Below are 12094 nucleotides of genomic sequence, written 5' to 3'. Positions count from 1 at the left end.
TCTCTTAGAAACCGCCGCGGTACTTATAAGTCATCGCTACTTTGTCGATTGCCACGATGTAAGCCGCAATACGCATCGGCACGTTGTACTTCTGAGAGGCAGCATACACACGTTCAAATGACTCGTTCATGATACGCTCAGCACGGGTGTTTACACGCTCCAGCGTCCACTTAAAGCCCATGCGGTTCTGCACCCACTCAAAGTAAGATACGGTTACACCACCTGAGTTAGCCAGGATGTCCGGCACTACCATGATGCCCTTTTCGTTGATGATGTTGTCTGCTTTATAAGAAGTAGGTCCGTTGGCACCCTCCACGATCAGGCGGGCCTGAATCTGGTCCACGTTCTTGATCGTGATCACATCTTCCACAGCGGCCGGCACCAGCACGTCTACCTTGGCGATCAGCAGTTCGTCGTTGCTAATCTTCTCGGCGTTTTTGTAGCCTTCCAGGCGGCCGTTGTTGTTGTTCTTATACTCGATAGCCTCTTCGATGTCGATGCCGTTGTCGTTCCAGTAAGCACCGCTTACATCGCTCACACCCAGTATCTTCACACCGCGCTCAGCCATCAGTTTGGCAGCCCAGGCACCTACGTTACCAAAGCCTTGCACCACCGCCGTAGATTTGGCCGGGTCCATGCCCAGTTTATCCATGGCAGCCATAGCCGATACCATTACACCACGACCAGTTGCCTCTACGCGGCCCAGTGAGCCACCCAACACAAGCGGCTTGCCTGTAACTACAGCATGCACAGTAGAGCCTTTTGTTTTAGAGTATTCGTCCATCAGCCAGGCCATCTCACGCGGACCGGTACCCATGTCTGGGGCAGGTATGTCCTGATCAGGGCCAAAGGTATCAATCAAAGCCTGCGTATACGCTCTAGTCAGACGCTCCATCTCACCAGCCGACATGGAGTAAGGGTCGCAGATAACGCCTCCTTTGGCACCACCGTAAGGGATATCCACCACGGCGCACTTCCAGGTCATCCAGGCAGCCAGCGCCTTCACCTCGTCCAGGAACACGTCCGGTGCAAAGCGAACACCGCCTTTAGACGGCCCCAGGATTGTAGAGTGAATCACACGGTATCCTTCGAATACACGCACTTTGCCATCGTCCATCGTGACAGGCACGTTCACGATCACCTGACGCGTTGGAGTTTTGAGAACGTTGTAAACTTCCTCATCCAACCCCAGAATCTCTGCCGCAATGTTGAAACGCGACATCATCGACTCAAATGGGTTCTCCCTGTCCTTTATCGGTGCTGGCTCTTTGTATAACATCATTTTAAGCTTTTGAATTAATCAGTGATTAACAATTATGGCGGTAAAGTTATGTAAATATTATTTACACATACCTACACCTTAATCAACAATAATTTAGAAAGTTTTGAGGAATGAGACGATGAATGGAACGGCCAGGATCAGGCTGTCGAAGCGATCCAGAATGCCTCCGTGGCCAGGCAACAGCGTACCCGAATCTTTCACGCCCAGGCTGCGCTTGAGCAGTGACTCCACTAAATCGCCCAAGACGCCAAAAACCGATACTATAATAGCTACGCCTATCCACTGGTATAGTTCCAAATCATGAAAAAACATGGACAGCAGCCAACCAACCAGTACAGTCAATATAGCACCGCCAGCCCAGCCTTCCCAGGTTTTGCCCGGAGAAATGCGCTCGAAGAGCTTGTTCCTGCCAAAGTTTTTGCCGGCGATGTAAGCGCCTGTGTCAGATGACCAGATCAGCAGCATAAGCCCCAGGATAGCTGCCAGCGGTATTCACCCTCCAGATAACCCAACAACTGTAACAGCGAAAATGGTACGGCGATGTAGAGTACGCCCAGTATGGTAAAAGAAATGTTGGTGAACGGCTGCGGCTCTTTGCGGTACAGTTCCAGCACAAATATCAGGAACAGGGCGGGTAGCAGCAGGTATAGCAACTCGGCTGGCATATATTCTTTGTCTATCAGAAATACAGCGATGAAAACTCCGGCCGCCATCAGCGTGCCATATACCTTGTTGGGTTTGATGCCAGCTACCTCTGACAGTTTATAAAACTCTAATGTGCCCAGCACGGTGAGCCCCAGAAACAGGATGAAAAAGGTCCACTCGCTGAAAATTATACCTCCGATAAAGAGTGCCGCCCCTAATACTCCTACAATCAGGCGTTGCTGTAAATTACTAAGGGCAGATAGCTTGGTGCTCATGCGTTACAGGTTACCGGCAGCATCAGCCGGGTGGTTCGTCTTGAATTATTGGTTCCGGCGCTCATCGGCCGCCTCGGCTATACTTTCGGGGCGAGTGGGCGTCAGCATAAACTGCTTGTAAAGGTAATAGATTAAGGCTGCACTCAGCACCGCCGATATCAAAATGGTCATGATCGGCATCGGCTCCGTCGACTCTACATTAAAATCGATAGCGCCCGTCTGCTGCAGGTATAGCAAAAATACGGTGAAGCCGTTGTTGAAGAAGTGCGCCACAATTGGCACCCAGATGTTGCCCGACCATAGGTATAGGTAACCGAATAAGGCTCCCAGCAACACACGCGGCACAAAGCCGAAGAACTGCACATGTATAGCCGAGAAAATGATCGCTGCTACCCACACCGCCACATGTGCGTTGCCGGACCAGCGGTGCACCTGTCGCTGCAGGATGCCTCTGAACACCAGCTCTTCGCCGATGGCAGGTATAACGGCGATTACGAGCAGCCCCATCAGCAGGCGCGGGAAGGTTCCGAAGTTGGCAATCAGTTTCGTAAGCTCGGCCAGTTCATCTTCTTTGGCACGGGCCCACTCCTCAAAGCCCTTCATGAAGTCAGGCAGGGAGAGCTCGGCATTCCAATTGATAATCAGCGAGTTGGCTGGCATGATAAAAACAACCAGAAAGCCCGCTAAGAGCAGTATTGTTGGCAGAGGCAGTTTTTTCCAGTTCAGGTAATGGTCGATGTTCACACCCGCCAGGCGCAGCATCAAGAGTGGCCCGAGTACGAAAGAGCAGAACTGTACCAGGCCTTGAAAGAGCAGAAGTGCGTCGGCTGCTTCCGGGTGTTCCGTCGGATTAGCCAGCAAATTAGTCAGGTCCATCACCTCTATTCCGAGCACCGCATTTACCAGCACCAGGTATAGGAAACTGGCCACAAAATAGCCGCCCAGCATGAACGCCAGCAACAGTAGCAGAACTAAAAGTGGGTGTCGATCTTCGGAGATGAAACCTTTCATAGAGAAGATTAGGTTTAATTGACGTAAATTTACGTGAAAATTTAACTTTTGCTTTGGTAAAGATAGCGAACATAGAACTGGGCGAGTTTCCGCTGCTGCTGGCGCCGATGGAAGACGTGAGCGATCCGCCTTTCCGAAAAGTGTGCAAGGCCAACGGTGCAGACCTGATGTATACCGAGTTCATCTCTTCTGAGGGTTTGATACGTGATGCCGCCAAAAGTGTGCAAAAACTTGACATTTTTGACTACGAGCGCCCGATTGGTATTCAGATATTTGGCTCCGACATAGACTCCATGCGCGAAGCCGCCATCGTGTCGTCACAGGCTGGGCCTGACCTGATCGACATCAACTACGGCTGCCCCGTGAAGAACGTGGCCTGCAAGGGGGCTGGTGCCGCCTTGCTACGCGATATCCCCAAAATGGTGAAGATGACCGAGGAGATTGTGAAAGCCACTCACTTGCCTGTGACCGTGAAGACCCGCCTGGGCTGGGACGAGAACACAAAATACATTGTAGAGACAGCCGAAAGACTGCAGGACATCGGTATAAAAGCGTTGAGCATCCACGGTCGCACCCGCGTGCAGATGTACAAAGGCGAGGCTGACTGGAGCCTGATCGCGGAGGTAAAGAACAATCCGCGCATGCATATCCCGATCTTCGGAAACGGTGACATCGACTCTCCGCAGAAGGCGCTTGAGTACAAAAACAGGTATGGCGTAGACGGCATCATGATCGGTCGCGCCAGCATCGGTCACCCATGGATCTTCAACGAGATCAAACACTACATGGCCACCGGCGAAGTACTAGCACCGCCTACACTGGAAGAGCGCGTGGAAGTATGCCGCCAGCACTTTACGCACTCGCTGGAGTGGAAAGGTGACAAGCTGGGCATTTTCGAGATGCGCCGCCACTACACCAATTACTTCCGCGGCCTGCCCCACTTCAAGCCACTGCGCATGAAACTGGTGCAGTCCGAAGACATCCAGGAAATCTACGATACGCTGGACGAGATAACCCAGACGATGGCGTATGAGGAAGTATAGGACTCAGAGCGTTTAGGAAATAACGCTTCAGATAAAATTAAAGGAGTTGGTGTCCGGCATGCATGCTGAGACATTAACTCCTTTATCTTTGCAAATGGTTTGAAAGCGATGGATCTCTCAAACTCATAAACTTTTAAATTCTCGAACTCATCAGAACTGTTACTACGCCCAAACAAGAGCAAACAGGTACACCGGTTATTGCCTGGGTACTGGTTGTTATACTTGCACTTATCTGGGGCACATCGTTTATACTTATCAAGAAGGGACTGGTCGTTTACTCTTCCGACGAACTGGGAGCACTGCGCATGGTCATTGCCTGCGCCGCCCTGCTGCCCTTTGCCATTAAGAACCTGCGCAAAGTAGAGCCAAGCCGCTGGAAATTTTTGCTTGGCAGCGGTCTGCTGGGCAACTTCTTCCCTGCCTTTCTATTTGCGATTGCCGAAACGCGCCTGGCCAGCGGGCTAGCCGGTGTGCTGAACTCACTTACTGCGCTGTTCACTTTGCTCGTAGGCGCTGCACTGTTTGGCCAGTCCATCACCTGGATGCGTATGCTTGGCATCGTGATCGGTATTGCGGGCACGACCATCCTGATCTTCACAGGCAATGGCAACGCTGAGCTCAACAACATGTACTATGGCCTGTACATCGTGCTAGCCACCATCTTCTATGGCATCAGCGCCAACATCATCAAGCACCGTCTGCACGGTATGAAGGCTGTTGCCATTTCCAGCCTGGCCTTGCTTACGGTAGGCCCGGTTGCGCTGGTATACCTGCTCACCACTGATTTTTTCTACAAGCTGCAGCATGTGCCAGGTGCCTGGGAAGCGCTCATGTACATTGCCATACTGGCTGTTTTCAGCACCGCCATCGCTCTGGTACTCTTCAACAAGCTGATCCATATTTCCACTACGCTGTTTGCCAGTTCTACTACTTATCTTATACCTGTAGTGGCGCTCATGTGGGGCGTTCTCGATGGTGAGGTGATTCACTTATGGCACTACCTTGGCATGGTGGTGATCCTGGCAGGCGTGTTTATTGTGAACAGAGCGCGGTAAATCTACGCCATACCTGATACTGACAGCCCCTGTGCCACCGGCGCATGGGCTGTTTTCTTTTCTAAAGCCGCCTTCCGCTAATATCAGAATTTTCTAATCTCTCAATAATTTACTTACTTAAGGGTTTACAAGAACCGACCCTACAACCACATGAGGTTATTACAGACCCTTTTGAGTCTTGCGCTGCTGATGCTTCTCTCCTTTCAGACGATGGCGCAGGAAGACAGCACAGAGTTAGCCATAGAAGAATTCAGACTGCAGGCCGTCAACGATACAGCTTTTACCCTGCGCACCACCAACGAGGCGGGCAACCTGGTTAAGTATAGCGGCCCGCTGCCTGTGCGCATCAACGGCAACCTGCAGGAAATCAGCTTCACCGAAGGTGAGGCCCGCTTCTCACTGCCCCAAAAGGCCAATCTGATACAGGTAAGTGCCAATGTAGGCACTCACACCATCGCCCGCCTTTACCGCCTCGATGCCGAAGCTGAGCACGGGGTGCACCGCTTTCCGATGTGGCTCTCTATTCTGCCACCACTCATTGCTATCATCCTGGCCCTTATTTTCAGAGAGGTGCTACTAGCTCTTTTTGCAGGTATATGGGTGGGTGGCTTTGTGATCTACGGCATGTCCGTAAAGGCTTTTTTCACGGGTCTGCTCGCTGTAGCCGATACCTATCTGGTCAGCGCCATGACCGATACGGACCACATTGCCGTGATCCTGTTCTCGATGCTGATCGGTGGCATGGTGGCCATTATCTCCAAAAACGGCGGTATGGCAGGTGTCGTGAACAAACTCTCACGCTATGCCCGCTCTGCCCGCAGTTCGCAACTGGTAACCTGGGTATTAGGCATTGCCATTTTTTTCGATGACTACGCCAACACCCTGATTGTCGGCAACACCATGCGTCCGGTTACAGACAAGCACCGCATCTCCCGCGAAAAGCTAGCCTACATTGTGGATAGCACTGCGGCCCCTGTGGCTGCTATCGCTTTCGTAACAACCTGGGTTGGGGCTGAGCTCGGTTATATCAAAGATGCCGCTACCACTTTAGGTATAGAAGAGGGCGCCTACTCGCTGTTCTTCCACTCGCTGGAGTACGCCTACTATCCGGTGCTTACGCTAGTGTTTATGCTGATGCTGATCTGGATGAACCGCGACTATGGTTTGATGCACAAAGCTGAAGAGCGTGCCCGCACCACAGGAGCCGTGAGCAACCATCGTCCTGACAGCCGTAGCGAAGCCCGCCAGCAGCAGGAAATGGCCGAGTTCGAAGCCATCGACCCTGAGCGTAGCCGCGCCTTCAATGCCCTTATTCCTGTACTGGTAGTTATTTTCGGTACCGTGATTGGCCTCCTTTATACCGGCTACAACCCCGATACCTGGGCTGACCAAAGCATCGGTTTCTTCCGCAAGCTCTCCATGACCATTGGCGACTCCAACTCATATACAGCACTGATCTGGGCCTCACTTTCGGGAGTAGTCGTTGCGATAGCGCTTACAGTGAGCCAGCGCATCATGAGTCTGTATGAAACTATGGAGTCGCTGGTGACGGGCTTTAAGACGATGCTGCCGGCTATGCTCATACTGGTACTAGCCTGGTCGCTAGCGCAGGTTACAAAGGAGCTTTACACCGCCGAATACCTAACCTCACTCTTCTCAGGCAATGTTTCGCCGCGTTGGCTGCCTGAGATCACCTTCTTCCTGGCCGCCATCATTGCATTTTCAACCGGATCGAGCTGGGGCACCATGGCCATCCTGTACCCGCTGATGCTGCCTGCCGCCTGGTATGTAAGCCAACAGCATGGCATGAGTGTCGAGGAAACCATGCCGATCATGTACAATGTGATTTCGGTGGTGCTGGCTGGTGCCGTATTCGGTGACCATTGCTCTCCTATCTCGGACACCACCATTCTAAGCTCACTTGCCTCTGGCTGCAACCACATCGACCACGTAAAAACCCAGTTGCCTTATGCCGTTACGGTGGCACTGGTGGCCAACCTGGTGTGCACCTCGCTCTCTAGCTGGGGAGTGCACTGGTTCCTGGTGTATATCATAGGAGCCGTCATATTGTGGGGTATTATCAAGCTGTTTGGCAAGAAGAACGAACAGGAACCAGCTCTGGCAGAGGCAGTGAGCTAAGTTATAATTCATCAGCTTAAAAACAAGGAAGGCTGCCCATCGGGGCAGCCTTCCTTGTTTTAGTTGTTGTAGTTAAAAGTCCAATCTGTAAAAATCGTGTACTACAGTGCGAGCACCATAGCTCTCTTTATAACTTGTCAAGCCCTCATTCAGGTATAACCCCTGCTGCTCAGTAGAAACACCGAAGCTGAAATATTTTTTGAGTGGGTATATCTGACTTATCAAATGGTCAATAAGTACGTAAGCCGCACCTTCTTCCTGAGCCCGGTCGCTAGCACCGATATACTGGCAATGTGCTACGATGGCGGTATTGTACACCAGGGCGCCTGTTAGCAGCTCTCCCTCCCGTGAAATTGTATAAAGGCTAATATTATCAGGGAATAGCTGCGCCAGTTTATCTACTTCATCTATAGTATGCACGGGTTGCAACCCATGTCTGCTTTCAAGCTGCGAAGCTACCAGCTTCATAAATCCAGCATAATCGTGTGAGCGCCGGATATGCCACTCCTTGTGTCTGCCCTGCGATAGTCGCCAGCTGCGATCTTTGCTATACCTGATAGGCTGCCCCAGGTCGATTACGGAGTTCACATCCCGGCGGTATAGAATGGCATGATACCTAAACAGAGCATACAAGTCTTCCTCTGCCGGCAGTTGGTGGTAAATATGCGGTATAACCTTGTAGTATAGCGATTTGAAATGCTGCTCTCGGCTATACCTGGTCAGGGCATCAAACACCTGCAACATCAGTGAGGCCTTCATCTTTTGGCCACTTACCACTCCACCGTAACTTAATCCTGCGTGAGAATGCAGTTCATTGTTCATGGCATTAGCTGGTAGTACAGCCACCAGTTTTTCTTTGAGATAGAACAGTAGGGAGTGATCCTCGAAGCGATCGGCGTGATACTCCATGTAATCGCGCAGGAACAGGAACGTACCGTTTTTGGAAGCCTTGATGAAAGCGTCCCATTCCAGCTTATACCTATCGCTATACCTGACTACCGTTACCATTGCTTCCCGAACAAATACTTTCTTGATTTGATGATACTATTCTGTAATGGGCTATACACCTGCAAATAAGCGGACAGGTCGCAACCCGCCCCTACGACTATACCTACCAATGACGTTTTAGCGAAACGTCGCTGCATTTCAATTTTTAAAATCCCAACTCTTAAACTCATCAACTCCCAAACTCCAATCATCTGTTCAGCACGATCCGGAAGGTGGTGCCTTTGCCGATTTCAGAGGACTTGACGTAGAGTTTGCCTGCATGGTAGTTGTCAATGATGCGCTTGGCTAATGCCAATCCCAGTCCCCAACCCCTCTTCTTGGTGGTAAAGCCAGGAAGGAAGACCGAGTCCATTTTACTCTTTGGTATGCCTTTGCCTGTATCACTTATATCGAGTGCAACCTGGCTTTTGCCGAGTAGCGAGAGCTGTAGTCTGATACTGCCGCGGCCCTCCATCGCATCAACAGCATTTTTGCAGATGTTTTCGATCACCCAATCAAAGAGCGGCACGTTTACCTTAGCCGTAATATCGGGTGCAAAATTAGAGGTAACGCTGAATTCGACTTTACTTGAAATGCGGTTCTGCAGGTAATTGATGGCATTCTCTGTCACCTGCAGGACGTTCTCGTCACGTAACAACGGCACCGACCCAATATTAGAGAAACGTTCCGTTATAATCTCCAGGCGGCGAATATCCTTCCAAAGCTCGGCCGTGATGGGCTCGTTTTCGAACTTCGGGCTCGCCTTCATGTACTCGTACCAGGCCATCAGCGACGAGAGCGGCGTACCCAATTGGTGAGCAGTTTCTTTAGCCAAACCGACCCATACTCTGTTCTGCTCCGCCTTACGGGAGTAGCTGAAAGACAAAATAAGCCATCAGGCAAAACAGGCAATGACCATCAACTGCACATAAGGATAGTAGCGTAACTGCGATAGCAGGGCCGAGTCTTTATAGAATACATAATTTTCAGAACCCTCTGCCCAAGGCACTATGATCGGAGCGTGCTGCGCCTTCATGCGTGCAATTTCGCGCTGCAACAACTCATTTTTGCGGTTCTCTGAAATGTTTTCGGGAAGATCAATGTTCTTAAAATCGAGAATATTTTCGTTCTCGTCCGTTAGGATAACAGGTATGGTATGGTTAGAGGATAGAATCTCTTCTTCAATAAAAACGATGTTATCATCGCTGGGAGCATTAATCATGTAGCGCAGGCCCTTGGCATAAAGCTGCACCAATTCTTGCTCTCTTTCAGACAATTTGCTCACTAACACGTTAGTGTACGTAATGGTAACCGCCCCAATAATGAGCGCGACGATAACGACAAGAAACTTTATTCTGTTTTTCTGGGCGTAAATGGGAATCATGCAGTGGCGCGAAAATTATCTGAAATTAGTATAAATTAATTAATAAGGGCAAGGAAGTTTCATTTTAATCATCAATACAGTAATTTTGCACTTTAGTATTCCGAACGTAAGTTATGCTTCAGAACTTTAAAGCAATCAGCCTGTCATATAAGAAAGCACCGCTGGATATCAGGGAGCTGATTGCCTTAGATGAGAACTCATGCAGGCAATTTATTCAGACGCTGAAGAGCTTTGTTCAGGCTTCTGATATTCTGGTGCTCTCTACCTGCAACCGCACCGAAGTGTACTATAACTCCGATGTGGACTATAGCACTGAAATCGTAAAGCTGCTCGGCATCACGAAAGGCATCGACAACATCTCCCAATACTTCGACTATTTTACCATCCTCAACGAGCACAACGATGCAGTACAGCATTTATTTGAGGTGAGTATGGGCCTGGAGTCGCAGGTGGTAGGCGACATGCAGATCACGAATCAGGTGAAGCAGTCGTATCAGTGGGCAGCCGACAACGAGACTGCCGGCCCGTTCCTGCACCGTCTGATGCACACCATTTTCTTTACCAACAAGCGTGTAGTGCAGGAGACTGCCTTCCGCGACGGTGCCGCCTCCACTTCTTATGCCGCTATTGAGCTGATCGAGGAGCTGACTGCCGATGTAGTGGCTGAGCCAAAGATACTGGTAGTAGGTGTGGGCGAGATCGGTGCTGATGTATGTCGTCACCTTAAAGACAAAGGTTACCAGCATGTGACCATTACAAACCGTACGATGGCTAAGGCACAGACTTTAGCCGACGAATGCGGGATGGCTGTGCTCCCATTTGAAGATATCGTACAAGGCTTGAAAGAAGCAGATGTGATTATCTCTTCCGTAGCCCGCGAAACGCCTTTCTTCACTAAAGAAATGATCCAGCGCCTGAACGTGCTCACGTTCAAGTTCTTCATAGACTTATCAGTACCGCGTAGCGTTGAGGCCGAAGTAGAAGCTGTGCCAGGCGTGTTGGTTTACAACATCGATACTATACAGAACAAAGCATCAGCAGCGCTCCAGCAGCGCATCAACTCTGTGCCGCAGGTACGTGCTATTATAGAGGAGTCAAAAGAGCAGTTTAATGACTGGTCGAAAGAGATGATGGTATCGCCTACTATCAATAAGCTGAAGAATGCGCTTGAGACAATTCGTCAGGAGGAAATGGCCCGCTACATGAAAAAGCTCGAACCGAAAGAAGCGAAGCTGGTTGACAGTATTACCAAATCGATGATGCAGAAAGTAATTAAACTGCCTGTACTGCAACTGAAGGCTGCCTGTAAGCGCGGTGAAGCTGAAACACTGATCGATTTGCTCAACGACTTGTTTGACCTGGAAAAGCAACCTGCGGACTCGCATTAGCATTGCTAAAAATCATTTGTAGAAAGCTGACTCGAAAAAGTCAGCTTTTTTTGTGTCTGCACTTGCACTATATAAATATTTATACATATCTTTGCACATATAAATATTTAAATAAGATATTTACTTTAACCGAAGAAAGAATCCAAGCTAAGAGAACAGCAGCAAACAAAATCTATCTTATTACCCTTAGTGCAGTAAAAATGAAAAACATCTCGACTCTCTTATCCTTTATTACTGTTGTTCTGCTACTCAGCTCTTGCACGAGCCATTCGTTTATGCTGACTGAGCGTGATATTGCCAATGACGGTATAGCTCCCATACAAAAGTCAGATTACAGAATGGTATCTGATAAGCCCGCTAATGCTTATGCAGACGCAGATGCCAAATGGATTGCAACCTCAAAACCACATGTAGCTGCTACCTCATCCCGTGTTGTGCGCCGCACCGATGCTGTGGCTCTCTCTGCCGCCACTACCCACGAGGGCCACGAGATATTGAAGCGTGAAGTTGAGAAGGCTATGAAAAAAGACAAGCCTGCTCCTGCCACCAAAAAGGTAAAGGTTAAAAAGCAAAAAGAATCAGGCGACAAAATTCTATTATAAGCCCCCTGACAGGAGCATTTGCTTCACCGCAAAACTTTGTTAACTGTCTATTTTATTTAGTCAATAGAAAAGCCAAAGGTCCCCGCCAGCTTCATTAAATGAAGGGAACGGAGACCTTTGGCTTTTCTATTGATGCAATATTCGGTACCAAAGCACCGGGGCGGATCACTAAATATCAATGCAACATTCTTCCAGGCAATCGATCACGTCGATTAGCTTTGGTATGGCAAGGGAGTAGTAAATCTTGGTGCCTACCTTAAAAGAAGAGAGCACACCTTTATCC

The 12094-nt window shown here is 49.7% G+C and carries 12 protein-coding genes; 5 read left to right on the top strand and 7 right to left on the bottom strand.

The window, feature by feature from the left end; all coding sequences use genetic code 11:
- Positions 1 to 4 precede the first annotated feature (4 nt).
- The 4 genes from O71_RS17490 to O71_RS17480 all read right to left on the bottom strand — a co-directional run bounded on the left by O71_RS17490 (position 5) and on the right by O71_RS17480 (position 3213).
- Entirely contained in the window at positions 5 to 1279 is a 1275-nt protein-coding gene (locus O71_RS17490; protein ID WP_040574626.1) for a Glu/Leu/Phe/Val dehydrogenase, read from the bottom strand.
- A 96-nt stretch (positions 1280 to 1375) separates the two neighbouring features.
- On the bottom strand, positions 1376 to 1747 hold the full coding sequence (locus O71_RS26665; protein WP_007659503.1) for a CDP-archaeol synthase: 372 nt from the start codon (positions 1745 to 1747) through the stop codon (positions 1376 to 1378).
- Entirely contained in the window at positions 1738 to 2202 is a 465-nt protein-coding gene (locus O71_RS26660; RefSeq protein ID WP_007659502.1) for a phosphatidate cytidylyltransferase, read from the bottom strand. Before O71_RS26660 ends, O71_RS26665 begins: the two co-directional genes overlap by 10 nt.
- A gap of 45 nt (positions 2203 to 2247) precedes the next feature.
- On the bottom strand, positions 2248 to 3213 hold the full coding sequence (locus O71_RS17480; RefSeq protein WP_007659500.1) for a CPBP family intramembrane glutamic endopeptidase: 966 nt from the start codon (positions 3211 to 3213) through the stop codon (positions 2248 to 2250).
- 53 nt (positions 3214 to 3266) lie between these two features.
- Between O71_RS17480 and dusB the strand changes: the two genes are divergently transcribed.
- The 3 genes from dusB (at position 3267) to O71_RS17465 (ending at position 7450) form a co-directional block, all read left to right on the top strand.
- Complete coding sequence (gene dusB, locus O71_RS17475; protein WP_007659498.1) at positions 3267 to 4256, top strand: tRNA dihydrouridine synthase DusB; 990 nt, start codon at positions 3267 to 3269, stop codon at positions 4254 to 4256.
- A 137-nt stretch (positions 4257 to 4393) separates the two neighbouring features.
- Positions 4394 to 5311, top strand: a complete 918-nt coding sequence (locus O71_RS17470; protein WP_369750983.1) for a DMT family transporter — start codon at positions 4394 to 4396, stop codon at positions 5309 to 5311.
- 150 nt (positions 5312 to 5461) lie between these two features.
- Positions 5462 to 7450, top strand: a complete 1989-nt coding sequence (locus O71_RS17465) for a Na+/H+ antiporter NhaC family protein (RefSeq protein ID WP_237717887.1) — start codon at positions 5462 to 5464, stop codon at positions 7448 to 7450.
- A 72-nt stretch (positions 7451 to 7522) separates the two neighbouring features.
- Here O71_RS17465 and O71_RS17460 read toward each other — a convergent pair whose 3' ends face one another.
- The 3 genes from O71_RS17460 to O71_RS27505 all read right to left on the bottom strand — a co-directional run bounded on the left by O71_RS17460 (position 7523) and on the right by O71_RS27505 (position 9821).
- The gene (locus tag O71_RS17460) at positions 7523 to 8458 is read right to left on the bottom strand and encodes a GNAT family N-acetyltransferase (protein WP_007659493.1); all 936 of its coding nucleotides are present in this window, start codon (positions 8456 to 8458) and stop codon (positions 7523 to 7525) included.
- A gap of 187 nt (positions 8459 to 8645) precedes the next feature.
- Complete coding sequence (locus O71_RS27510; protein WP_369750982.1) at positions 8646 to 9323, bottom strand: ATP-binding protein; 678 nt, start codon at positions 9321 to 9323, stop codon at positions 8646 to 8648.
- A 9-nt stretch (positions 9324 to 9332) separates the two neighbouring features.
- Entirely contained in the window at positions 9333 to 9821 is a 489-nt protein-coding gene (locus O71_RS27505; protein ID WP_369750981.1) for a hypothetical protein, read from the bottom strand.
- Positions 9822 to 9934: 113 nt separating this feature from the next.
- Between O71_RS27505 and hemA the strand changes: the two genes are divergently transcribed.
- Both hemA and O71_RS17440 read left to right on the top strand, forming a co-directional pair.
- Positions 9935 to 11209, top strand: coding sequence for a glutamyl-tRNA reductase (gene hemA / locus O71_RS17445; RefSeq protein ID WP_007659491.1), 1275 nt, complete (start codon positions 9935 to 9937; stop codon positions 11207 to 11209).
- Between the two features lie 2 nt (positions 11210 to 11211).
- Positions 11212 to 11811: a hypothetical protein gene (locus O71_RS17440; RefSeq protein ID WP_040574622.1), complete on the top strand. Its 600-nt coding sequence runs from the start codon at positions 11212 to 11214 to the stop codon at positions 11809 to 11811.
- Positions 11812 to 12094 lie beyond the last annotated feature (283 nt).

Origin of the sequence: Pontibacter sp. BAB1700, from assembly GCF_000277005.1 — a bacterium.
GTDB lineage: Bacteria > Bacteroidota > Bacteroidia > Cytophagales > Hymenobacteraceae > Pontibacter > Pontibacter lucknowensis.
This window is presented reverse-complemented; position numbering and strand designations above follow the sequence as displayed.